Raw genomic sequence first — 21,543 nt, forward strand, 5'->3', positions numbered from 1 at the left:
AACGCCCGCAAAGAGGCGAACCGAAAGGAGACATCCGATGATCAAGAGCCAACGCTGGTTTGTCGTCGCGCTGCTGTTTCTGGCAGGCGTGATCAACTATCTCGACCGCTCGGCGCTGTCGATCGCCGCGCCGCTGATCCAGAAGGACCTGCACTTCTCGCATGCGCAGATGGGCATTGTGTTCAGCAGTTTTTTCGTCGGCTACGCGCTATTCAATTTTGTCGGCGGCGTGCTCTCGGACAAGGTCGGTGCGAAGCGCGTGTTCGGCACCGCAATGGGCGTCTGGTCGGTTTTCTGCGGCGCGACAGCATTGGCGACGGGCATCGGTTCGCTGATCGTGCTGCGCGTGTTGTTCGGCATGGGCGAAGGTCCGTTCAGTTCGTCGAACAGCAAGATGGTCAACAACTGGTTTCCACGCAAGGAAGTCGCGAGCGCGATCGGCGTGATCAGTTCGGGCACGCCGCTCGGCGGCGCGCTGGCGGGCCCGGTGGTGGGTTTCATGGCGGTGCAGTTCGGCTGGCGCTGGGCCTTTGTCGCGATCATGATGCTGGGGCTCGCGTGGCTCGTAGTGTGGGCGGCGACGACCACCGAACATCCGCACGAAAATTCGCGCGTGACGCCTGACGAGATGGATCTCATCCGCGCGGGCCAGGCCGATGAACATGCCATCGCTCATTCGGCCGATGGCGAACGGTTCGGTCTCGGCCACTTCTTGCGCAAGCCGATCATTCTCGCGACCGCCTTTGCGTTCTTCTCATACAACTACGTGTTGTTCTTCTTCCTGTCGTGGTTCCCGACCTACCTGACCGAAGCGCATCATCTGAGCTTGCATGACATGAGCTTCGCAACCGTGATCCCATGGGTGCTCGGCAGCATCGGGCTGGCGGCGGGCGGCTTCATCTCGGACTTCATCTTGCGCCTGACCGGCAAGCCGCTGCTCTCGCGCAAGCTCGTGCTCGGCACCTGTCTCGGCGCGGCAGCGGTGTGCGTGGCGTTGGCCGGACGCGTTGCCAGCGTGCAAGGCGCGGTCGCGCTGATGTCGGTGTCGATCTTCTTCCTGTATGTGACGGGCGCGGTCTACTGGGCCGTGATTCAGGACACCGTGCCGCGTGAACACGTAGGTGGTGTGGGCGGTTTCGTGCACCTGCTGGCGAATCTGGCCGGCGTGATCGGGCCCGCGGTGACCGGCTTCATCGTCGAGGCGACTCACGGCACTTACGGCAGTGCGTTCGTGCTGGCGGGCGCGGTCGCGGTGCTCGGCGCGGCGTGTTCGCTGGTATGGATTCGCGAGCCGCGCGCAAGCGCTCTGCGTATGAAACGTGCATGGTAGTATGGTGCGACGCGCTTGCATGGGTTCAGCGCGCGTGCCGTCTCCCTCGTATTTCATCCGCTGCTTTGTCCGATGCCGAACAAAAACCTTCACGCTGCTGACTCGTCTATCTCCGCCGATATGCTGCTCGCAGCGCCTCGTGCGCGGCGGCGCGCGGCCGTGTCGGCCGGCCCGCGCGCCGAACTGCCGGATCTGACCGCCAGCGTCTCGTTCGATTCTCACGAGCCGATCGGCAAACAGATTTTCCGCGCGTTGCGCCAGGCGATTTTCGTGGGCCAGATGGTGCCGGGCACGCCGCTCTCGGAGAAGGAAGTGTCGGACATGTTTCAGGTGTCGCGGCAGCCGGTGCGCGAAGCGTTCATCAAGCTGGTCGAAGCGGGCGTGCTGCAAGTGCTGCCGCAGCGCGGCACCTTCGTTAAACGCATTTCGCCGCGCCAGGTGCGCGAAGGCCGCTTCATTCGCGAGGCGATCGAGACAGCGGTGGTGCGCAAGGCGGCTGTGTCGATCACCGACGAACAGTTGCAGGCGCTCGCCGACAATCTGCGCGATCAGAAGCTCGTCGCGAAATCGAACGACACCGCCGCCTTCCTCGCGCTCGACGAGGCCTTTCACTTCGCGATCGCCCAGGCCATCGACTGCACGGCGGCATGGGAGACGATTCAGGACATCAAGGCGCAGATGGATCGGGTGCGCTACCTGAGCTTGCCCGACGTTTCGCCGCTCGACCTGCTGATCAAGCAGCACGCGAAGATTCTTGCCGGGCTGCGCGCGCACGACCCCGGCGCTGCGGAGGAAGCGATGCGCCGGCATCTGCGCGAGATTCTGGTGTCGCTGGGGCCGATTGCCGAGCGCAATCCTGCGTGGTTCGAAGCAGACGAGCCGGAGCGCGTACCGCTGTCGACTTGACGCGCCCCGACAAGCGGCCCGCGCGCCTTCAGTCTCGCAGGCGGCCTGAGAACCTCGCAGCCTGATTCACCGTTCCCCGATTCATCCCTCCCGGCTGTGCCGCTTGTCGACACCCGCGTGTCGACACGGCTTCCTGATGGCCAATCATCAGACGATTTCATCGCCGAAAACGCGAGGCAACTTTGCCTGGATCGGTGCCTCGGTGAGCGCCGAAGCAATCGTTTGCGCGGATCTTGAGGTAACTATTTTTGTTTTTGCGGAGGCGTTTTCCGCATATCAACTTTCTCCACCGGCCTGCCGAAAACCACGTTACAGCAACGAGACTGACTGGAGATTCGCGTGAAGCGACAGATGATGTTTGTGGTGGCCGTTCTCGCGTTGGCCGGATGCGCACAGATGCCGTCCTCGACTGCCGCACGGCCGGACAAGGCGCCGAACGAAGTTATCAGTTTCGAAATTCCGCCGGACGCGCTCGGCGCGCGCGACCCGCAGCTCACCGCCGTGCTTGCCAAAGCAGGCGCGTTGGCTGCCGCGCAGAAGCAGTCCACGGTTGTTCTCGTCACCGCGCTGGGTCAGGACTTCGCGTACCTGAATCAGGCTGTATGGAAGGGCGTGCCGGCACAGCGGACGACAAAAGTGAGCTTCGAGAATCGGACTGCCGGCCTCGGTCAGCCGTATAGCGTGTCGATCAGGACGGTTCAATGAAGGAGGCCATCGAGATGTTCCGGATGACTTTACTGGCGGTGGCAATGCTTCTGAGCGCGCCGGCCTTCGCGGGGCAGCCGGGGGCCGACCTGCAGTCGGCGAGCGCTTTTCCCGCCGCGGCGGACAAGGTGTATCCGCCGCTGCCGTCGCTGGCGATGCTGCCGCCGTCGAGCGGCGACGATGACGACTTGCCGCTGAAGCCGGCGCCGCATCGAAAGAAGCCGCGCGCGCCGGTACACGTTCAGGAGCTCAAGCCGCCGCCGGGCCCGGTCGTACGGCTCGTCGTATCCGACGCCTCGCATGCTTACCTCGACTCCGTGCAACGGCAGATCGATCAGGCGTCGATCAAGTAAGTCGGCCGGCGAGCCGGAGCTCACTACTCTTTATCGCTATCAAGCGGGGGGATGAATCATGTCCTTGAAAATCTGCGTGGCTGCGCTCGCATGGCTGTCGGTGTGCGGCACGGCGTACGCGGCCGACGATTGCTTCAACGAAGCCGCGGCTTATCAGGGCGTCAACCCGTGGGTATTACGCGCGGTTGCATGGTACGAATCGAAGGGGGACCCGAGCGCAATCCGGCAGAACGCGAACGGTTCGATCGACGTCGGTCAGCTGCAGATCAATTCAATTCATTTCGGCGACCTTAAGCGCGAAGGCGTACCGCATCGCGCGCTGACCGACCCGTGCGTCAACGTCTACGTGGCCGCCTGGCTGCTGAAACAGAAGATGGTCAAGCACGGCAATACCTGGCGCGCGATCGGCGCCTACCATTCGGAATCGCCGAAACGGCGCGACGCCTACGCACGCGGCATTCAGCAGGTACTGGTCGCATGGGGGCAGTTGCCGTCCGCCCGCTAGGCATGCCCGGCACGAGCGAGCCGCCCGCACAGGGCAGCGGCGTGGGCCGGGTGCCGGACTGCGCAGCGCCGTCACGAAAACGCAGCGTTGATCGACTATCATGAGGCGCCCGAAGGCCTCGCTTTCACGCGCGACGCGGCGCCATGCATGCCGCGTCGTGCGGAGAAAACGGCGCCTTGCCAACCGCGCCTGCTGAGGCCTCCCCGTGATCGGATCACATACGCGTAAAGCGGCAGTGCTGGTGGCGCTTGCCGGTATCGGCCTCGCCATCGGCGCGCCTTTCGTCCTCAATTCGCAGGCGGCGCTCGCCGGGCTGCGCGACGTCTCCTTGTACGTCTTCGTTGCGCTTGTCGCGAGTGCCGCGCTCAGCGCGATGGCCAAGGCCGGCAAGCTGCATCTGATGCAAACCGCGCTCGGATGTCGTGTGAGCTTCCTGCGCACTTTCGCCATCACGCTGGCCACCGATTTCGCGTTTCTGGCCTCTCCGCTGGGCGCGGCAGGCTACGGGGTCAACCTGGGCTTGCTGCAGCGCGCCGGCGCATCCTGGGCGCTGGCGACAACCGTCGTCGGTGCGGATCAGGCGCTCGATCTGGCGTTTTTCGCGAGCGCCGTGCCGATTTCCCTTCTGTTTTCATTTGGGCCGCTGACGCGAGTGATTCCACGCGAGATTGCGCCGCTCGTCTTCGCCGTGCTGGCCTGCGGCGCGTTTTTAGCCGGCGTCGTCTGGTTCAACCGTCGGCGTGTGGCGGCGGCATTGGACGCCACCGGCCAGCGAGTTCGCTGGCTGAACGAGCGTCGAGCGAGGTGGAGCCGGTTTTGCCGCAGCGTTCGCGCGCAATGGCTGGAACTGGTGGCCGGGCCCAGCTGGCGGCTTGCCGCCTTGTTGTTGCTGACGACGCTCCAGTGGCTGCTTCGCTATGGCGCCCTCTGGTTTATCTTGCGCGAACTCGGCTACCGCCTGCCGTTGGGTTTCGTGCTGGCCGTGCAGGCGGTCGCCCTGCATGCTGCGCTATGGACCGGTGTACCCGCTGGCGGCGGCACCGGCGATATGGCGCTGGCTGCCGCGTTCGCGAGCTGGCTGCCCCGTGCGAGCATCGCGACGGCATTGGTGCAGTGGCGCTTCGCGACGCTCTACTGTCCGCTGATGCTGGGCGCGGCAGGTTTCGTTGCGCTTGCGACGAGGCGCGGCGGCACGCTCCCCGCGGCCGAATGAGTCACAAGGCTAAAGCCAACGGAACGGCTCGGTGAACACGCTTCACCGCGAGTTGTCCGGCGCCTTTCTGATGCGCGCCGAAAAACACGCGCGTGGACCGTGCTCGACGCGTAAGCGAAGCAGTTGAAAGGTCTGTGAAATCAGCGCGAGCGGATAAGCCACCTTCAGGATGTCCGCGATCATGCGCCATTCCGCGCGTATGCCCTTCCAGTAGCCGAGCTTCTCGGTTTTGCGAGCCTGCGTGACGTTCGGCCAGTGCGAGACCGCAATGGGAAGGCGGCGCTCGATGATCCGGCGGTTCATGAATACCTCGACCCCGAAGCGTGGCAAGCCGTGAACCTCCTGTAGCACTTCGCCCAGCAGCGTTCTTTTGACCACCCGTTCGCCGGAGACGAAATCGAGGCCGATGGCGCGAAACGCCAACAGACTGTTCTGGCGCAAGCTCAGGCTCACTTGCGCGCTGCCTTGCAAAACGGGACGGGCGAGCGCGCTGATGTACTCGGCGCTCAGACCTTTCAAATCGGCATCCAGCAGCATGATCAGCTCGCCTTGCGCGGCGGCGATCCCGGTCGCCATGGCGGCGCTTTTACCGCGGTTTTCGCCGCACCGGATCAGCTGCACCGGCGTGAAGCGCTCGACGACCTCGGCGGTGCCGTCGGTCGAACCGTCGTCCACGACAATGACTTCGGCGAACAAAGGGTGCGCGGCGGCTACGGCCAGCACCCTGCCGATGCGTGGCGCTTCGTTGTAAGCGCAGATGACGCAGGAAATTCGTGGGGGACGACGCAGTGGGGAATGAACGGTCATTGGTTAGGCGGTCACGAAGAGGGGATGCCGCGCTGGACGCGATTGGACGCGCTGGGCCGCGGCCGAACCGCTGCCGCCCGCGCCCAACGAGGCTTGAAAGCATCGTCAAACGATCCGCGCGCCGGCCCGGTAAGTTGCGCGCGGCACCGGCAGCGTGTCGAGCATGGTGACGCGTACGAAGTCGCCACGCAAGCCCGGCGCGATCGCGCCGCGGTCATGCAGACCGGCTGTGCGGGCCGGCTCGGCGGAAACGGTCGCCATGGCGCGCGGCAAACTCCAGCCGGCCTTGTCGACCAGTTCGAACACGGCGGTCAGCAAACTCGACGGCACGTAATCCGACGACAGGATATCGAGCAGATCCGCTTTGGCCAGTTCGAGCGCCGACACGTTGCCCGAGTGCGAGCCGCCGCGCACGATATTCGGCGCGCCCATGATGGTCGAAATGCCGTGCTCGCGCGCCGTCTCGGCGGCGATGCGCGTGGTCGGAAATTCCGCCAGCACGATGCCCTCGGCCTTGGCCTGTTCGACGTGTTCGATCAGCGTGTCGTCGTGGCTCGCGACCGGGACGCCGAGCCGGTTGCAACGCGCGACGATCGCGCGGCGGTGCACGTCGGCGTAACGCTGCTGTTCGTCGGAGAGTTCGGCGAGCGCCATGGCGACGTGCTCGTCGCTCAGCTTGCCGTTGCGTTCCTGGAAGCGGCGCCATTGATCGCGGTCGTGCCATTGACGCTGGCCGGGCGTGTGGTCCATCACCGAGGCAAGCCGCAGCAATGGATGCGTGCACAACGAGTCGAATACTTCCACCACGTCGGCGGTAGCGATTTCGCAGCGCAGATGCAGGAAGTGTTCGGCGCGCAGCAGCTTGCGCTCGGAAAAGCGCGTGAGCGCTGCGGCGCATTGCGTTTGCAGATCGCGGCCACGCAGGCCGACATTCGAGCGCGAGCCGATCGCGAGCGCATCGAACACCGTGGTGATGCCGGCCGCCGCCACCTGGGCGTCGTGGATCACGAAGGCGGCGTCGGTGTTCCATTGCACGCCGGGACGCGGCGCGAGGTGCTTTTCGAGGTTGTCCGTGTGCAGTTCGATCAGGCCCGGCAACAGATAGTCGCCGTCCCAGTCTTCCGCCTCGCGCGCTGAAGTTGTGCCGCGCTCGACGTCGCGGATCACGCCGTCTTCGATATGGACCACGCCAGTGAATACTTCATCTCGCGTCACGATGCGAGTGTTTTTGATCAACATCGATTTGCTCCGTAGTCGGTCGGATCTGAGCGCCTGGCTCAGTGTTCAGTAGAGTGCCGTCTCGTGTCAATCAGCGACATCAGCGACATCAGCGACATCAGCGACGTCAGCGACGTCAGCGACATCAGTGGCGCGAGGGCGGCTGGAGTTCGAGACGGCGCGTCGCCACCTTGTTGCGCGTATCTTCATCATGAAAGATACCGACTATCGCCGCGCCGCGCTCGCGCGCCTCGACTATCAGATCGGCGACGACGTCGCGATTTTCCGCGTCGAGCGAGGCCGTGGGTTCGTCGAGCAGCAACAGCGGATGTCCCGCGATCAAGCCGCGCGCGATGTTCACGCGCTGCTGCTCGCCGCCGGAAAACGTGGCGGGCGCCAGCTGTCGGCTTCGGTTTTCAAGGCGAGCGTATTCAGCAGCGTGGTCGTGCCCGAGCCGGATTCGCCGACGATGCACAGCACCTCGCCTGGATAGAGATCGAAGCTGACATCCACGCAGCCGTTGCGGCCGCCGTATTGTCTGGTCAGCGAACGGGCGCTCAGCAGCGGCGTCATGCTCATCGAGACTCCTGTTGATCCAGCGAGCGATCATTTGACCATCTATTCGTCTAAACGTCTAGACGTTTAAAGATATACTTGTCGAGTGTTGCTGAACGTGGAGGGCATTTCACATTTCCATCACGGCTTGCGCACTACAATGCACGACATAGCGAATATTTGAACCTGGGGGAATGACAGCACCATGACATCGAACGACAACGCGACACCGGGCACGCTGCTCGAACGCGGCGCGGGCGTTGCCGTGTGGCGGCAGATCGAGCAGATTCTTGCCGCGGAAATCGCCGCGAGCGGTTTCGGCGAGGAGGGCCGCCTGCCTAGCGAGGGCGAACTGGCCAAGCGCTTCGACGTGAACCGGCATACAGTGCGCCGGGCGATGCTGGGTCTCGCCGCGCTCGGTCTTGTCAGCGTCGAACAGGGACGCGGCACCTTCGTGCAACCCGGCGCCATCGACTATACGATCGGCCGCCGCACGCGATTTACAGAAAACTTGCGGCAGCAGCATCACGCGGCTGCCGGCACGATGCTGTCGGCCGCGCGGGTGAAAGCCGAGCCGAATGTCGCCAAGGCGCTCAGCCTGCGGGCGGGTGCGTCGGTCTATCGGATCGAATCGCTGCACGAATCGGACGGCGTGCCGCTCACGTTCGCGCGCAACTGGTATCCGGCGGCGCGTTTCGCGGATCTGCCGGAGGTGCTGGAGCGCACCGGCAGCATCACGAAGTCGATGGCGGAATTCGGCGTGACCGACTACTTGCGCAAGTGGAGCCGTATCGGCAGCGTGTTGCCTGAGCCGGAAGTGGCGCGACGTTTGAACATCAACCGGCAGCAGCCGGTGCTGTGGGTCGAAAACGTCGACGTCGATCTGGAGGGGACGCCGATCAAGTACGGCTTCACGCATTTCGCCGCTGACCGTGTGCAACTGCTCGTGGAGCACGAAGTATGAGCGGCGCCCTCTGGGGCGCCGAGGCACGTTTTGCCGTGTATTTCGCGCCGTCGCGTGATTCGGCGTGGTGGCGGGCAGGATCCGGCTGGTTGGGCCGCGATGCGGAAAGCGGCGAGGTGTACGTGCCGCCGCAACCGGACGGCTTGAAGCGTCCATTGGTGGATCTGACTGATGCGCCCCGTCGCTATGGATGGCACGGCACGCTGATTGCTCCATTTCGTTTGGCGGACGGCGCGACCCGGCACGACGTGCTGCAAACGGCGCTCGAATGGGCGCGTTCGCAGGCCGCATTGACGTTGCCGGTCGAAGCCGCGACGCTCGGCGATTTTGTTGCGCTGCGTCCTGCGGATGAGGCCGGCGAAACGAATATCCGCGCCGTCGCAGCAAGCGCGTTGCAATCGTTCGATGCACTGCGCGCCAGGCCGTCCGCTGCCGATCTCGCACGCCGTCTTGCGGCGCCGCTGACCGAGCGGCAACGCGCGCTGCTGGTCGAATGGGGTTATCCGTATGTGTTCGACGAATTCCGTTTTCACATGACGCTATCCAATTCGCTCGCGGACGCCGATGAGCGCGCGACGCTGGTCGCCTGGTGGCGGGCGCAAACGCCCAGGCTCGGGCCGCTCGTCGTCGACCACGCCGCGCTTTTTGTCGAGCCCGCGCCGGGCGCGCCGTTCGTGTTGTGGCGGCGTGTGCCGTTTCAGACATGGGAGGTGAAGTAACGATGGCAGGTCGTTTGATCTATGTAATGGGGCCGTCCGGCGCGGGCAAGGATTCGTTGCTGGGTTTTGCGCGCAGGCGTTTGATGGGCGAACCGATTCTATTCGCGCATCGTTACATCACGCGGCCGAGCGGCAATGGTGAGGAGCATGTCGCGCTGAGCGCCGAAGAATTCGCGGCGCGTTCCGTGCTCGGTCTGTTCGCGTTGGAGTGGTCCAGCCACTCGCTGCGTTATGGCATCGGTATCGAACTCGATGCGTGGCTCGCGCGCGGTTGCGCGGTCGTCGTCAACGGTTCGCGTCAGCATTTGCAGCATACGCTGGGGCGTTATCCGCAAACGGAAGTGGTGCACGTGGACGCTGCGCCGCACATTCTCGAAGCGCGGCTCGGCGCGCGGGCGCGTGAGTCGGCGGAGCAGGTCGCGGCAAGGCTTGCACGGCGTGCGCCGTTTGCGTTGCCTGATGGGATTCGCTGCACGACCATCGATAACTCCGGCGAGCTTGAGGACGCAGGGCATGCGTTGATTGCGTTTTTGAAGGCGTGCGCCAATACGCGTTAGGCCGGCGCGGCCATTCGTTCGCGCGTCGCTTACTGCAAACACGACACGAACTGCAGTACGGCCGGCGTGGGCAACAAAGCCCGCCACGAGATAATGCTGAGATCATAGTTCGGCAGCGCTTCTTCGATCTGCGCGACGCGGATGCCGAGCGGCGCGATTCAGCGCGGCGCTCAGCAAGACCGTCGTCAAAAGGTGGCCACAGTCGCCTGCACGAGAGGATGCTCCGCGGTCGACTTCCGCCTGTTGGCAGTTGGTGGGATTACGCACCAACTGCCGTCATCGTGCCTGAAGAAGAACAATGCGTGCGCTCCGGCTGGTGACGACATCTCGACGCACACGTAGCGTCCCCCATTCCATCCGGCGCGACTGAATCTGGTCACATGAACGGCTGTCGCGGGAGCCGGCGCGAGCCACTTTTCGACCTGCGAACGCAGGGACTGCCCGTTCGTGTTTTTCATGTTCGGCTCCAGCAAGTTTCCCGTTCAGGTAACGGGACGGTTTCTCACCGTTCATCTCCTTAACGCCCCAGACGCCCAACATGTTGACCAAGGTGTTGTGAGTTCTGAAACCGAATATTTCGAGGTGCGTGGGCTTCAGAAAACTGCCCAGAGGTGGTCGGCCAAAGGCGTAGTCCGGTTCGCACCATGACGATCGAAATCCGCGCATGGCAGCTCAAAGTAATTTGTGAAAGACGTCGAGCCTCATCAAAAGCGATTGATGCCAGTAGCGGCTCCTATATATCCGCGACTGGCCAAATCCGCCAGACGGCTGGCGTTTAAACCAGGACTGGCGTAAAAAGCCGCTTGCGAGTTCGCGAGCGAAGCTCGACGCGAATATTCACTACCGCTCCGGCATTCCGCGCCCTATAACCTAACCTATCTGCAGGGCGATTATTACGTGTCGAGGGTCCACAAAATCCATTGACACTGCCAGTTCGCACGCCACCTTGCGCCTCGGAACCTCGGCTCGGCGCACTGCTCTCCCAATTTTCCCAATGACCTAGAACTTTCGCCTCGGGCATCTGGCCCGCAGGCGCGAAGGACGCTTTGCGCGTTCGACAATCCCGTGAGGATGTCAACTTCGGGCACGCGAATGACGCATCGCATGATTGGAACTCAACGCAATTCAAGGAGCTAACGTGAAATCAAAATTGATGGTCGCTTCTGCTGCCGGGTTGCTTGTCATGGCAGGGCTTGCTCATTCTCAAGGCACGCCGCAGACGCCACAACCCGCCCCACAGGAAAATGCCGCGACTCAGGATGCTTCGCCTGCTACAGGGACGCCGGCATACGGAGGTATGCCCGACACGAAGATGCAAAGCGGCGTGAAACATGCCCGGCCCTGTGGCACGGACCCACAATGCAACATCTTTTTCGGGGGCAGCTAAAAACTAGCTGGTGATGTACGGGATCGCAACAGAAAACACGAGGTAACCGCACCGGGCGGGGGGCGCCGACTTTGTTCGTGTTGCGACCGCTTTCGTCCGCCGCCCGGTCCGAATCCGTGTCCGAAGACGCGGCCGCGTATCAATGCGACGGAGAGGTTCGAGTACCGATGCCGTGTGTGCTCGCCTCTGCGAGGATGTCCTGAACGGTCGTTCTGTCATGTATTTTTGTCATCGACGCCATCCTGCTCGAGTACTGTTGATTTGCGAATGCTTATTGCGCCAGGTCTGCAGCCGCGCACGTTGAACCGCTTACGCGCAATGAAGGCTCGTCACGGTGCACCGCCACACCGCCCAGGAGGTCACGTACCGCGCGCCGCTATCAATCTCAACCGCGCAACAACCGCTAAACTCAGCCGCGCCGCGCCACCATCTCCGACACCGTCTGCGCCGCCTGCTGCAGCGGTTCCAGAAACGCCTTCACCATCTGCCTGGCCGAATTGCGCTGGGCGTTGCCGCTGATATTCATCGCCGCGATCACGCGCCCCTGGCGGTTGCGAATCGGCGCGGACAGCGAAATCAGACCGCCTTCCAGTTCCTGGTCGACGATCGCCCAGCCCTGGCGGCGCACCTGCGCGATCAGTTTCTTCAGCTCTTCCTTGTCGGTGACCGTACGCGGCGTGTGTGCGTAGAGCGGCGCCGAACTCAGGGTTGCGTCGAGCGTTTCGTCGTCGAGTGCGGCGAGCAGCACGCGGCCCATCGACGTGCAATACGCCGGCAAACGGCTGCCGATCGACAGATTGATCGTCATGATCTTGTGGGTCGGCACGCGCAGCACATAGACGATCTCGGTGCGGTCGAGCACGGCCGCTGAACAGCTTTCATGCACCTGTGCCGACAGTTCTTCCATCACCGGTTCGGCGAGGTTCCAGAACGGCATCGAGGTCAGATACGCGAAGCCGAGATCGAGGATCTTCGGCGTCAGGCGGAACAGGCGGCCTTCGGCTTCCACATAGCCGAGCGTCTGCAAGGTCAGCAGGATGCGGCGCGCGCCGGCGCGCGTCAGACCGGTGGCGGCGGCCACGTCGGTCAGCGTCTGTTCGGGGCGCGTGGCGTCGAACGCGCGAATCACCGCCAGGCCGCGTGCGAACGACTGCACATACGAATCACCCGGTTTGTCCGGGGCCGGTTCGGCGCTGACAGGAACGGCGGAAGACGGCGGCAGGGCTTTGCTCATGGGCCTTTGCAAAAAGCGTTCGAAGAGGGCGTATAGCGGTCGCGCACCACGCGGCACAACCGGCACGAGCCGGGGCGGCGCGATGCCGCGGGAAGCCGTGACGATAGCTTAAGCCTTGATTTTCGCCAACCTCGCAGGTTTTTGGGCCGCGAGCCCAGGGTTTGCATGGATGCGGCCTGCGATCGAAATTTGTATGATGACCCGATAACATGATCAATCGAGGCATTCGATGTTCGACAAGATTCCTGCCCGGGCACTGAGCGACACGGTCGCGCAGCAGCTTCTCAAGCAGATCGACAAAGGCGCCTTCGAGCGCGGCGGCAAGCTGCCGACGGAGGCCGTACTGGCGCAGCAGTTCGGCGTGAGCCGCACGGTGATTCGCGAGGCGATCTCGCGTCTGAAGAACGAAGGCGTGGTCGAACCGCGCCAGGGCAGCGGCGTGTTCGTTGCCGCGCACGGCGCGATCCGGCCGCTGCGCATCGATTACGCGGAAGCCGTCGAGGCGGGCTCGGTGCTGCAAATCCTCGCGCTGCGGCGGGCGATCGAAGCGGAAGTCGCATCGGAAGCCGCCATGCGCCGCAGCGACGCCGACATGGTGTCGATCGACGCTGCGCTCGCGAAGATCGACGAAGCGGTGGCCGAAGGCGAAGACGGTGTCGCTGAAGACGTCGCGTTTCATCGCGCTATCGCCGCGGTCACCGGCAATCAGTATTTCCTCAAGACGCTCACGTTCCTGAACCAGTACCTCGAAGCGGGCACCGTGGTGACGCGGCGCAATGAAGCGCTGCGCGAGGACTTTTCCCGTCAGGTGCGCGAAGAGCATGCGGCGATCGCCGCCGCGATTCGTGCGGGCGATCCGATGGCGGCGCGCAATGCGGCGCGCACGCATATGTACAACGCGGCGCGGCGGCTCGCGGAAGCGGGTATTTGCTGAGCGCTTTCGAGCGTCAGCTGCTAACGAAGCATTCTCAGAGGTCAAGCATGTCCAGAAATGTCGGTGTCATCGGTCTTGGTGCAATGGGCCTGGGTGTCGCGCGCTCGCTGTTGCGCGCGGGTTTTCGGGTTCACGCGTGCGATTTGCGCAATGAGGTCCTGCAAGCGTTCATCAAGGAAGGCGGTGTGGGTTGCGCTTCGCCCGCGGAGCTTGGGGCGCAATGCGAAGTGGTCGTCACGCTCGTGGTCAACGCGGCGCAGACCGAAGCGGTGCTGTTCGGCGAGCAGGGCGCCGTGCCGGCGATGAAGCCAGGCGGCGTCGTGATCGCCAGCGCGACTGTCGCGCCCGACTTCGCGATCGAACTCGGCAAGCGGATCGAGGCCGCCGGTTTGCAGATGCTCGATGCGCCGGTGTCGGGTGGCGCGGCGCGTGCCGCCTCCGGGGAAATGACGATGATGACGTCCGGCCCGGACGCGACCTATGCCGCGTGCGAGGACGTGCTGGCCGCGATGGCCGGCAAGGTGTATCGCCTCGGTTCGGCGCATGGCGCCGGGTCGAAAGTGAAGATCATCAATCAGTTGCTGGCCGGCGTGCATATCGCGGTGGCCGCCGAGGCGATGGCGCTCGGTCTGCGCGAAGGCGTGGATCCTGAGGCGCTGTACGAGGTCATCACGCACAGCGCGGGCAATTCGTGGATGTTCGAGAACCGCGTGCCGCATATTCTGAAGGGCGATTACACGCCGCTGTCGGCAGTCGATATCTTCGTCAAGGATCTCGGCCTCGTGCTCGATACCGCACGCCGTTCGAAGTTTCCTTTGCCGCTTTCGGCGGCGGCGCATCAGATGTTCATGATGGCGTCGACCGCCGGTCACGGCGGTGAAGACGATTCGGCGGTGATCAGGATTTTCCCCGGCATCGACGTGCCGGCGGCGAAATAAGCGCGGGAGTTCGCCATGACCACCCCGTCCAAACGCGCGCTGCTCGGCTGTATCGCCGACGATTTCACCGGCGCCACCGACCTCGCCAACATGCTGGTGCGCGGCGGCATGCGCACGGTGCAGACCATCGGCGTGCCGGCATCGAATGACGCGATCGAGGCCGACGCGCTGGTCGTCGCGCTGAAATCGCGCACGATTCCCGCCGCCGACGCGGTCGCGCAATCGCTCGCCGCGCTCGACTGGTTGCGCGCGCAAGGTTGCCGGCAGTTCTTCTTCAAATACTGCTCGACGTTCGATTCGACCGACGCGGGCAACATCGGCCCGGTAACGGATGCGTTGCTCGACGCGTTGTCCGAGGACGCAGGCGCAACGGCTTTTACGATCGCATGCCCGGCGTTTCCCGAGAATGGCCGCACGATCTATCGCGGTCATCTGTTCGTCGGCGATACCTTGCTCAACGAGTCGGGCATGGAAAACCATCCGCTCACGCCGATGCGCGATGCGAACCTCGCACGCGTGCTGCAACGGCAGACTGAATCGAAAGTCGGGCTGGTGCGGTATGACGCCGTCGCCAAAGGCGTTTCCAAGGTACGCGAATCGTTCGACGCGTTACGCCGCGACGGCGTGCGGATGGCGATCGCCGATGCGGTGTCGGACGCGGACCTCTACGTGCTGGGCGAAGCTTGCGCCGACCTCGCGCTGATTACGGGCGGCTCGGGTGTCGCGTTGGGTTTGCCCGGCAATTTCCGCCGCGCGGGTTTGCTCGCGGAGCAATCCGACGCCGCACAATTGCCGCGAGTGGAAGGGTTGTCGGTCGTGCTGGCGGGCAGCGCGTCGAAAGCGACCAACGCGCAGGTGACGGCCTGGCGCGAAACGCGGTCTTCGTTCCGCATCGATCCGTTGGCGGTGGCGCGCGGCGAAACGGTGGTCGAGCAGGCGCTGGCATTCGCACAGGCGCACTTCGATAAAGCCGAGCCGGTGCTGATCTACGCCACCGCCACGCCCGACGAAGTCAAAGCGGTGCAGCGCGAACTCGGCGTCAGCGAAGCGGGGCATCTGGTCGAAACGGCTCTGGCGTCGATTGCACGCGGCCTGCGTGAGCGCGGCGTACGCAAGTTTGTGGTGGCGGGCGGCGAAACTTCGGGCGCGGTGGTGCAGGCGCTCGACGTGCACACGCTGCGCATCGGCGCGCAGATCGATCCCGGCGTGCCGGCCACCGCGACGACCGGCGCCGAGCCGCTTGCACTGGCGCTGAAATCCGGCAACTTCGGCACGACGGATTTCTTCGAAAAGGCGCTGCGCCATCTCGACGGGGTGGTGCAATGACCGGCACGCCCGCACTCCATACGACGAACGAAGCCAGGGTCCGCGAAGAAATCTGCGTGACCGGCGCGAGCCTCTATCAACGCGGCTACACCGTGGGCACCGCCGGCAATATCAGCGCGCGCCTCGACGACGGCTGGCTGATCACGCCGACCGACGCATGCCTCGGCCGGCTCGACCCTGCCGACATCGCCAAAGTCGATCTGGCCGGCAACGCGGTGTCCGGCGGCAAGCCGTCGAAGACGCTGGCGCTGCATCGCGGCATCTACGCGCGCAACGGCGAAGCGCGCGGCATCGTCCACACGCATTCGACGCATCTGGTCGCCTTGACGCTTGCGGGCGTATGGAGCGACAACGACGTGTTGCCGCCGATCACCCCGTACTACGTGATGAAAGTGGGACACGTCCCCCTGATTCGCTACAGGCGGCCCGGCGATCCGCAAGTCGCGGAGCAGATCGCCGCGCTTGCCGATAGCGTTCGCGCGGTCCTGCTCGAGCGTCTCGGCCCGGTAGTGTGGGAGCGTTCGATTGCGCAGGCCGCGTATGCGCTCGAAGAACTCGAAGAGACCGCGCGCCTGTGGCTGATGACGACCCCGCGGCCCATGCCGCTCGACGAAGCCGCACTCGAGGAATTGCGCACCGTGTTCGGCGCGCGCTGGTAGCACACCCGACATCAACAAAGCCAGGCGACAAGCAGCAACGCATCAGGCTATCCATAGAAGGAGACAATGCATGAGTACCTATCAGACAGCATCGAGCCGCCCCATTGCAGCCGACGCGGGACAACCCGGCGCTGCCGAAGTCGAGCGCACCTATAAGAAAGTGTTCTGGCGCATCGTGCCGTTTCTGATGCTGTGCTACGTGGTGGCTTATCTGGATCGTGTGAATGTCGGCTTCGCGAAACTGCAGATGTCGCAGGACCTTGCGTTCAGCGAAACCGTGTTCGGTCTCGGCGCCGGCGTGTTCTTTATCGGCTACTTCCTGTTCGAGTTGCCGAGCAACATCCTGATGCACAAGATCGGCGCGCGTATCTGGATCGCACGGATCATGATCACGTGGGGCCTGCTGTCCGCGGTGTTCGTCTTCGTGAAGACGCCGATGCAGTTCTACATCTTGCGCTTCCTTCTGGGTCTCGCCGAGGCCGGTTTCTATCCCGGCGTGATTCTGTATCTGACGTACTGGTTTCCGTCGCATCGGCGCGCGAAGATCATCGCGGTGTTCATGTCGGCGATTCCGGTTTCGGGGATTTTCGGCAATCCGCTGTCGGGCTGGATCATGCAGACGTTCCACCACAGCTCGGGTTTCGCGGGCTGGCAATGGATGTTCCTGATCGAAGCGATCCCCGCAATCGCGATCGGTATCGCGACGATCCTCTATCTCGACAACGGCATCTCCAGCGCGAAATGGCTGAGCGAGAGCGAAAAACGCCTGCTCGCCGATGAAATCGCCGCCGCGCAGCCGCAGCAGAAAACGCAGGCGCACTCGCTCGGTGCGGTGTTCCGCGATCCGCGCACGTGGTGGATGTCGCTGATCTATTTTGCGTTCGTCACCGGGCAATACGGCCTGACGTTCTGGATGCCGACGCTCGTCAAATCGACCGGCGTGAGCGGCGCATTCGAAATCGGCCTCTTGAGCGCGATTCCGTTCCTGTGCGCGATCGTCGTGATGAACCTGATGGGCCATAGCGCGGACAAGCGCCGCGAGCGTCGCTGGCATCTGATCGTGCCGGCGCTGTTCGGCGCGATCGGCTTCACGGTGGCCGCTTCGTTTGCGGACAATACGGTGGTGTCGATCGCCTTTCTCTCGCTGGCCGCGGCAGGCGTGCTGACCTGCGCGCCGCTATTCTGGTCGTTGCCGACTGCGTTCATGTCGGGCGCGACCGCTGCCGCCGGCATCGCGATCATCAATTCGATCGGCAATCTCGCGGGCTTTGCGAGCCCCTACATGATCGGTTATCTGAAGGATCTCACGCATAGCACGCAGACCGGCATGTATGTGCTGGCCGGCATGCTGGTGATCGGCGCGATCGCCACGTGGCTGACGCCGGCCAGGCTGGTCAATCGCTAAATCGGGCGTCGCGCGCCGGGCGCCGCTTACGGTGATCGCGGCGCGCTGAATTAACTGTTTTCAAGGAGTTGCTGCCATGCCTCGCTTCGCCGCCAACCTGACCATGATGTACAACGAGCACGCCTTCCTCGACCGTTTCGCCGCTGCGGCAAAAGACGGCTTCAAGGCGGTCGAGTTCCTGTTCCCGTACGATTTCCCAGCAGCGGACATCAAGGCGCGGCTCGACGACAACGGCCTGACCCAGGCGCTCTTCAATGCGCCGCCCGGCGACTGGGCTGCGGGCGAACGCGGCATTGCCTCGCTGCCGGGCCGCGAAGGCGAGTTCCATCGCAGCGTCGAAACCGCGCTCGATTACGCGCGTGCACTCGGCAATCGCAAGCTGCATGTGATGGCTGGACTGATCGGCGCGGATCAACCGCGCGCGCGGCATCGCGAGGTGTATCTGAAGAATCTCGCGTATGCCGCGAAGGCCGCGCAAGCCGAAGGCATCAGCGTCGTGATCGAGCCGATCAACACGCGCGATATTCCGGGATTTTTTCTGAACCGCCAGGACGACGCGCAGGCCATTTGCGCGGAAGTGGACGCGCCGAATCTCAAGGTGCAATTCGATTGCTATCACTGCCAGATCGTCGAAGGCGATCTCGCGGTGAAGCTCAAACGCGATATGGCGGGCATCGGCCATATTCAGATCGCCGGCGTGCCGGAACGCCATGAACCGGATACCGGTGAACTGAACTATCCCTACCTGTTCGATCTGATCGACACGCTCGGCTATGACGGCTACATCGGTTGCGAATACCGGCCGCGTGCGGGTACCTCGGCAGGCTTGGGCTGGATGAAGCCCTATCTGAACAACGTTCGCCAGGAAGGAAGAACGACCTCATGAAAGTACTGATTACAGGCGGCGCGGGTTTTCTCGGCCAGCGCCTCGCGCGCGAGCTGCTGGCGCGCGGTTCATTGAAAGACGTGGACGGCAAGCCGCAAGCCATTACCGAGCTGGTGCTGCTCGACGTGGTGCGCGCGGGCGATTTCGGCGACAGCCGCGTTCGCGCGGAGGTGGGCGACATCGCGGAGCGCAGCGTGCTCGAAAGCGTGATCGACGGGAAGACCGCGGCGATCTTCCATCTCGCCGCGATCGTCAGCGGCCAGGCCGAGGCGGATTTCGATCTCGGCATGCGTATCAATCTGGACGCGTCGCGTCTGCTGCTCGAAACGTGCCGGCAACGCGGACACAAACCGCGGGTGCTGTTCACGAGTTCGGTGGCGGTCTATGGCGGCGATCTGCCGGATGTCGTGCAGAACGATACCGCGCTGAATCCACAATCGTCGTATGGCGCGCAGAAGGCGATCGCCGAGTTGCTGCTGAACGATTACGCGCGGCGTGGTTTCGTCGACGGCCGCGTGCTGCGGCTGCCCACCATCAGCGTGCGGCCGGGTAAGCCGAATGCGGCGGCGTCGTCGTTTGCGAGCGGAATCATTCGCGAGCCGTTGAACGGCGAAGCGGCGGTGTGTCCGGTAGCGGGCGCCACGCGCTTGTGGCTGCTGTCGCCGCGCAAGGCGATCGAAAGCCTGATCGCCGGACTCGAAATCGATGCAGCCGCGCTCGGCAACCAGCGTGTGCTGAATCTGCCGGGGATTTCGGTGAGCGTCGACGAGATGGTTGCGGCGCTGCGCGAGGTCGCCGGCGACGAGACCGCGCAGCGAATCGTCTGGGAACCGGACGCCCGCGTGGAGAAGATTGTCGGCAGCTGGCCGGGACGGTGGGATACGTCGCGAGCCGAGCGGCTCGGCCTGAGCGGCGATCGCAGTTTCGCCGACGTGATTCGCGCCTATCTCGAAGACGAGCGGATTCAGGTCCGCTGAAAAGCACGCCCCAAGCCTCGTGCCGGCGGTTCTTCACGGACCGTCAAGCAGATCTGAGCGGCACGAGCGCGTCATTTGTCTGAGGCATCGCGCAGGCCGCGAGGCTGCACGTATTCCCTGGTAACGGTGTCGCTTTGCTTGACACGGTTTCGGCCGCACGCCTATTATCGAGCCTCAATGTTCGATATATGACCTATTGTTCGTATAAAGAACAAATGGCCGCGATATCGCGATATCGAATCCGTGGTTCATCATCCTGCGCTAAGCTGATTTGAGGTGGCGGCCGCCACGCAGCTGTTCCTCGTCAGTTTCGCCGTTTTTCGGCGCGCTCGCCGGGTCAATGCCTTTGCGCAAGCGGCCTGCGCCGCTACCCGATTTCGGCACAGCGCACGCAGCACACCAACTGGAGACATCACATGACCGAAGCATTCCTGTGCGACGCGATTCGCACCCCGATCGGCCGCTATGCGGGTTCGTTGTCGTCGGTGCGCGCCGACGACCTGGGCGCGGTGCCGCTCAAGGCGCTGATGGAGCGCAACAAGGACGTCGACTGGAACGCGATCGACGACGTGATCTACGGCTGCGCGAACCAGGCCGGTGAAGACAACCGCAACGTCGCGCGCATGTCGCTGCTGCTGGCCGGTTTGCCGCAAGGCGTGCCGGGCTCGACGGTGAACCGCCTGTGCGGATCGGGCATGGATGCGGTCGGCATCGCGGCGCGCGCGATCAAATCGGGCGAGGCCGCGCTGATGGTGGCCGGCGGCGTGGAAAGTATGAGCCGCGCGCCGTTCGCGATGGGCAAGGCAACCAGCGCGTTTTCGCGCCAGGCCGATATCTTCGACACGACGATCGGCTGGCGTTTCGTCAACCCGTTGATGAAGCAACGCTACGGCGTCGATTCGATGCCGGAAACCGGCGAGAACGTCGCGACCGACTACCACATCAGCCGTGCCGACCAGGACGCATTCGCACTGCGCAGTCAGCAGAAGGCCGCACGCGCGCAACGCGACGGCACGCTCGCGCAGGAAATCGTCGGCGTGACGATTGCGCAGAAGAAGGGCGATCCGATCACCGTCTCGCAAGACGAACATCCGCGCGAAACCAGCCTTGAAGCGCTGGCCAAGCTCAAGGGCGTGGTGCGCGCGGACGGCACGGTGACCGCGGGCAACGCATCGGGCGTCAACGACGGCGCCGCTGCGCTGCTGCTCGCCAACGAAGCCACCGCGAAGCGCTTCGGCCTCACGCCGCGCGCCCGCGTGCTGGGTATCGCAACGGCCGGCGTGGCGCCGCGCGTGATGGGCATCGGACCGGCGCCCGCCACGCAAAAGCTGCTGGCGCGCCTGAACATGACCATCGACCAGTTCGACGTGATCGAGTTGAACGAAGCATTCGCATCACAAGGGCTTGCCGTGCTGCGCGCGCTAGGTGTCGCGGACGACGACGCGCGCGTGAACCCGAACGGCGGTGCGATTGCGCTCGGTCACCCGCTCGGCATGAGCGGCGCACGTTTGGTGACGACAGCCATGTATCAATTGCAACGCACGCAAGGCCGCTTTGCGCTGTGCACGATGTGTATTGGCGTTGGTCAGGGCATTGCGATCGCCATCGAACGCGTGTGAAGCGTCTGGCGACGCGTAGCGGATGCCGACGCGTCGTCAGACGCGAACCGCCGTACGTAGCGCTGCGTGGCGCGTATCGGACGCAAACGCTAGAAGTCGGTCCGGACGTCGACCCGAAGGGCGTCAAGGTCGGCGACACGATTCACGCGGTATTCGTCTCGGTCGCGGCCGTGCAGGTGAGGCCGCAAGAAACCGCTCAGTAAGCGTCACGGTAAGCAGCGCGGTGAGTACCGCAGCGAGCACGATAAGCAGCGCAACGCAGTCATACAAAACGGCGGCCAGGTTTTTCGAAACTCGCGTGTCTGATCGGCAAACACCCCTCAAAGCAGGGGTGTTTGCTTTTCTA

22 protein-coding genes and 3 pseudogenes are annotated in these 21,543 nt (G+C 63.8%); 19 read left to right on the forward strand and 6 right to left on the reverse strand.

All coding sequences use genetic code 11. From position 1 onward, the window contains the following. The first annotated feature begins 37 nt into the window (after positions 1 to 37). The 7 genes from AC3WLT_RS00210 to AC3WLT_RS00240 all read left to right on the forward strand — a co-directional run bounded on the left by AC3WLT_RS00210 (position 38) and on the right by AC3WLT_RS00240 (position 5,012). Positions 38 to 1,330, forward strand: a complete 1,293-nt coding sequence (locus AC3WLT_RS00210) for an MFS transporter (RefSeq protein ID WP_492589647.1) — start codon at positions 38 to 40, stop codon at positions 1,328 to 1,330. A gap of 72 nt (positions 1,331 to 1,402) precedes the next feature. Beyond that, positions 1,403 to 2,236, forward strand: coding sequence for a GntR family transcriptional regulator (locus tag AC3WLT_RS00215; protein WP_492589649.1), 834 nt, complete (start codon positions 1,403 to 1,405; stop codon positions 2,234 to 2,236). Between the two features lie 136 nt (positions 2,237 to 2,372). Beyond that, the gene (locus tag AC3WLT_RS00220; protein WP_492589651.1) at positions 2,373 to 2,579 is read left to right on the forward strand and encodes a hypothetical protein; all 207 of its coding nucleotides are present in this window, start codon (positions 2,373 to 2,375) and stop codon (positions 2,577 to 2,579) included. Between the two features lie 8 nt (positions 2,580 to 2,587). Beyond that, a complete protein-coding gene (locus AC3WLT_RS00225; RefSeq protein ID WP_492590108.1) occupies positions 2,588 to 2,941 on the forward strand; it encodes a hypothetical protein in 354 nt (117 codons plus the stop codon). Further along, positions 2,938 to 3,294, forward strand: coding sequence for a hypothetical protein (locus AC3WLT_RS00230; protein WP_492589653.1), 357 nt, complete (start codon positions 2,938 to 2,940; stop codon positions 3,292 to 3,294). The genes AC3WLT_RS00225 and AC3WLT_RS00230 overlap by 4 nt, the downstream gene beginning before the upstream one ends. 58 nt (positions 3,295 to 3,352) lie before the next feature. Then, a complete protein-coding gene (locus AC3WLT_RS00235) occupies positions 3,353 to 3,799 on the forward strand; it encodes a lytic transglycosylase domain-containing protein (protein ID WP_492589655.1) in 447 nt (148 codons plus the stop codon). Between the two features lie 205 nt (positions 3,800 to 4,004). Further along, a complete protein-coding gene (locus tag AC3WLT_RS00240; protein WP_492589657.1) occupies positions 4,005 to 5,012 on the forward strand; it encodes a lysylphosphatidylglycerol synthase transmembrane domain-containing protein in 1,008 nt (335 codons plus the stop codon). A 42-nt stretch (positions 5,013 to 5,054) separates the two neighbouring features. Here AC3WLT_RS00240 and AC3WLT_RS00245 read toward each other — a convergent pair whose 3' ends face one another. The 4 genes and pseudogenes from AC3WLT_RS00245 to AC3WLT_RS00260 form a co-directional block, all read right to left on the reverse strand. Then, positions 5,055 to 5,819 carry a glycosyltransferase family 2 protein gene (locus AC3WLT_RS00245; protein ID WP_492589659.1) on the reverse strand — a complete coding sequence of 255 codons (765 nt, stop codon included), beginning with the start codon at positions 5,817 to 5,819 and terminating at the stop codon, positions 5,055 to 5,057. A gap of 105 nt (positions 5,820 to 5,924) precedes the next feature. Continuing rightward, complete coding sequence (locus tag AC3WLT_RS00250) at positions 5,925 to 7,058, reverse strand: alpha-D-ribose 1-methylphosphonate 5-triphosphate diphosphatase (RefSeq protein WP_492589661.1); 1,134 nt, start codon at positions 7,056 to 7,058, stop codon at positions 5,925 to 5,927. Between the two features lie 124 nt (positions 7,059 to 7,182). Then, a pseudogene (locus tag AC3WLT_RS00255) lies at positions 7,183 to 7,443 on the reverse strand (ATP-binding cassette domain-containing protein); the annotation flags it as partial. Beyond that, positions 7,437 to 7,610 (reverse strand): annotated as a pseudogene (locus AC3WLT_RS00260) (ATP-binding cassette domain-containing protein); the annotation flags it as partial. The pseudogenes AC3WLT_RS00260 and AC3WLT_RS00255, both read right to left, overlap by 7 nt. Before the next feature lie 187 nt (positions 7,611 to 7,797). Between AC3WLT_RS00260 and phnF the strand changes: the two are divergent. From phnF to phnN, 3 genes are read left to right on the forward strand one after another with little or no spacing between them, the layout of a single operon-like run. Further along, a complete protein-coding gene (gene phnF / locus AC3WLT_RS00265; protein WP_492589663.1) occupies positions 7,798 to 8,556 on the forward strand; it encodes a phosphonate metabolism transcriptional regulator PhnF in 759 nt (252 codons plus the stop codon). Beyond that, a complete protein-coding gene (locus tag AC3WLT_RS00270; protein ID WP_492589665.1) occupies positions 8,553 to 9,275 on the forward strand; it encodes a DUF1045 domain-containing protein in 723 nt (240 codons plus the stop codon). Before phnF ends, AC3WLT_RS00270 begins: the two co-directional genes overlap by 4 nt. A gap of 2 nt (positions 9,276 to 9,277) precedes the next feature. Continuing rightward, on the forward strand, positions 9,278 to 9,832 hold the full coding sequence (gene phnN, locus AC3WLT_RS00275) for a phosphonate metabolism protein/1,5-bisphosphokinase (PRPP-forming) PhnN (protein ID WP_492589667.1): 555 nt from the start codon (positions 9,278 to 9,280) through the stop codon (positions 9,830 to 9,832). 29 nt (positions 9,833 to 9,861) lie between these two features. Here phnN and AC3WLT_RS00280 read toward each other — a convergent pair. Both AC3WLT_RS00280 and AC3WLT_RS00285 read right to left on the reverse strand, forming a co-directional pair. Then, positions 9,862 to 9,990, reverse strand: a pseudogene (locus AC3WLT_RS00280) (LysR family transcriptional regulator); the annotation flags it as partial. 1,638 nt (positions 9,991 to 11,628) lie between these two features. After that, the gene (locus AC3WLT_RS00285; RefSeq protein ID WP_492589669.1) at positions 11,629 to 12,453 is read right to left on the reverse strand and encodes an IclR family transcriptional regulator; all 825 of its coding nucleotides are present in this window, start codon (positions 12,451 to 12,453) and stop codon (positions 11,629 to 11,631) included. A 229-nt stretch (positions 12,454 to 12,682) separates the two neighbouring features. Between AC3WLT_RS00285 and AC3WLT_RS00290 the strand changes: the two genes are divergently transcribed. From AC3WLT_RS00290 to AC3WLT_RS00330, 9 genes are all read left to right on the forward strand, one after another. Further along, on the forward strand, positions 12,683 to 13,387 hold the full coding sequence (locus tag AC3WLT_RS00290; protein WP_492589671.1) for a FadR/GntR family transcriptional regulator: 705 nt from the start codon (positions 12,683 to 12,685) through the stop codon (positions 13,385 to 13,387). Between the two features lie 17 nt (positions 13,388 to 13,404). Beyond that, a complete protein-coding gene (gene ltnD / locus AC3WLT_RS00295) occupies positions 13,405 to 14,325 on the forward strand; it encodes an L-threonate dehydrogenase (protein ID WP_492590110.1) in 921 nt (306 codons plus the stop codon). A gap of 15 nt (positions 14,326 to 14,340) precedes the next feature. Continuing rightward, positions 14,341 to 15,651 carry a 3-oxo-tetronate kinase gene (otnK, locus tag AC3WLT_RS00300; RefSeq protein WP_492589673.1) on the forward strand — a complete coding sequence of 437 codons (1,311 nt, stop codon included), beginning with the start codon at positions 14,341 to 14,343 and terminating at the stop codon, positions 15,649 to 15,651. After that, a complete protein-coding gene (gene otnC / locus AC3WLT_RS00305; protein WP_492589675.1) occupies positions 15,648 to 16,310 on the forward strand; it encodes a 3-oxo-tetronate 4-phosphate decarboxylase in 663 nt (220 codons plus the stop codon). The genes otnK and otnC overlap by 4 nt, the downstream gene beginning before the upstream one ends. Positions 16,311 to 16,380: 70 nt before the next feature. After that, positions 16,381 to 17,715: an MFS transporter gene (locus tag AC3WLT_RS00310; RefSeq protein ID WP_492589677.1), complete on the forward strand. Its 1,335-nt coding sequence runs from the start codon at positions 16,381 to 16,383 to the stop codon at positions 17,713 to 17,715. A gap of 76 nt (positions 17,716 to 17,791) precedes the next feature. After that, complete coding sequence (gene otnI / locus AC3WLT_RS00315; protein ID WP_492589679.1) at positions 17,792 to 18,601, forward strand: 2-oxo-tetronate isomerase; 810 nt, start codon at positions 17,792 to 17,794, stop codon at positions 18,599 to 18,601. Continuing rightward, on the forward strand, positions 18,598 to 19,578 hold the full coding sequence (denD, locus tag AC3WLT_RS00320; RefSeq protein ID WP_492589681.1) for a D-erythronate dehydrogenase: 981 nt from the start codon (positions 18,598 to 18,600) through the stop codon (positions 19,576 to 19,578). The genes otnI and denD overlap by 4 nt, the downstream gene beginning before the upstream one ends. Before the next feature lie 416 nt (positions 19,579 to 19,994). Then, positions 19,995 to 21,197, forward strand: a complete 1,203-nt coding sequence (gene pcaF, locus AC3WLT_RS00325; RefSeq protein ID WP_492589683.1) for a 3-oxoadipyl-CoA thiolase — start codon at positions 19,995 to 19,997, stop codon at positions 21,195 to 21,197. After that, positions 21,194 to 21,400 carry a hypothetical protein gene (locus AC3WLT_RS00330; protein WP_492590139.1) on the forward strand — a complete coding sequence of 69 codons (207 nt, stop codon included), beginning with the start codon at positions 21,194 to 21,196 and terminating at the stop codon, positions 21,398 to 21,400. The genes pcaF and AC3WLT_RS00330 overlap by 4 nt, the downstream gene beginning before the upstream one ends. Positions 21,401 to 21,543: the final 143 nt, after the last annotated feature.

This window comes from Paraburkholderia sp. FW306-2-2C-D06C (genome assembly GCF_058781505.1).

What these genes read in the sequence shown, in the direction of transcription:
- AC3WLT_RS00210 (WP_492589647.1), top strand. Translation starts at nt 38, where the DNA reads ATGATCAAGAGCCAACGCTGGTTTGTCGTCGCGCTGCTGTTTCTGGCA.
- AC3WLT_RS00215 (WP_492589649.1), top strand. Translation starts at nt 1,403, where the DNA reads ATGCCGAACAAAAACCTTCACGCTGCTGACTCGTCTATCTCCGCCGAT.
- AC3WLT_RS00220 (WP_492589651.1), top strand. Translation starts at nt 2,373, where the DNA reads ATGGCCAATCATCAGACGATTTCATCGCCGAAAACGCGAGGCAACTTT.
- AC3WLT_RS00225 (WP_492590108.1), top strand. Translation starts at nt 2,588, where the DNA reads ATGATGTTTGTGGTGGCCGTTCTCGCGTTGGCCGGATGCGCACAGATG.
- AC3WLT_RS00230 (WP_492589653.1), top strand. Translation starts at nt 2,938, where the DNA reads ATGAAGGAGGCCATCGAGATGTTCCGGATGACTTTACTGGCGGTGGCA.
- AC3WLT_RS00235 (WP_492589655.1), top strand. Translation starts at nt 3,353, where the DNA reads ATGTCCTTGAAAATCTGCGTGGCTGCGCTCGCATGGCTGTCGGTGTGC.
- AC3WLT_RS00245 (WP_492589659.1), bottom strand. Translation starts at nt 5,819, where the DNA reads ATGACCGTTCATTCCCCACTGCGTCGTCCCCCACGAATTTCCTGCGTC.
- AC3WLT_RS00250 (WP_492589661.1), bottom strand. Translation starts at nt 7,058, where the DNA reads ATGTTGATCAAAAACACTCGCATCGTGACGCGAGATGAAGTATTCACT.
- phnF (WP_492589663.1), top strand. Translation starts at nt 7,798, where the DNA reads ATGACATCGAACGACAACGCGACACCGGGCACGCTGCTCGAACGCGGC.
- AC3WLT_RS00270 (WP_492589665.1), top strand. Translation starts at nt 8,553, where the DNA reads ATGAGCGGCGCCCTCTGGGGCGCCGAGGCACGTTTTGCCGTGTATTTC.
- phnN (WP_492589667.1), top strand. Translation starts at nt 9,278, where the DNA reads ATGGCAGGTCGTTTGATCTATGTAATGGGGCCGTCCGGCGCGGGCAAG.
- AC3WLT_RS00285 (WP_492589669.1), bottom strand. Translation starts at nt 12,453, where the DNA reads ATGAGCAAAGCCCTGCCGCCGTCTTCCGCCGTTCCTGTCAGCGCCGAA.
- AC3WLT_RS00290 (WP_492589671.1), top strand. Translation starts at nt 12,683, where the DNA reads ATGTTCGACAAGATTCCTGCCCGGGCACTGAGCGACACGGTCGCGCAG.
- otnK (WP_492589673.1), top strand. Translation starts at nt 14,341, where the DNA reads ATGACCACCCCGTCCAAACGCGCGCTGCTCGGCTGTATCGCCGACGAT.
- otnC (WP_492589675.1), top strand. Translation starts at nt 15,648, where the DNA reads ATGACCGGCACGCCCGCACTCCATACGACGAACGAAGCCAGGGTCCGC.
- AC3WLT_RS00310 (WP_492589677.1), top strand. Translation starts at nt 16,381, where the DNA reads ATGAGTACCTATCAGACAGCATCGAGCCGCCCCATTGCAGCCGACGCG.
- otnI (WP_492589679.1), top strand. Translation starts at nt 17,792, where the DNA reads ATGCCTCGCTTCGCCGCCAACCTGACCATGATGTACAACGAGCACGCC.
- denD (WP_492589681.1), top strand. Translation starts at nt 18,598, where the DNA reads ATGAAAGTACTGATTACAGGCGGCGCGGGTTTTCTCGGCCAGCGCCTC.
- pcaF (WP_492589683.1), top strand. Translation starts at nt 19,995, where the DNA reads ATGACCGAAGCATTCCTGTGCGACGCGATTCGCACCCCGATCGGCCGC.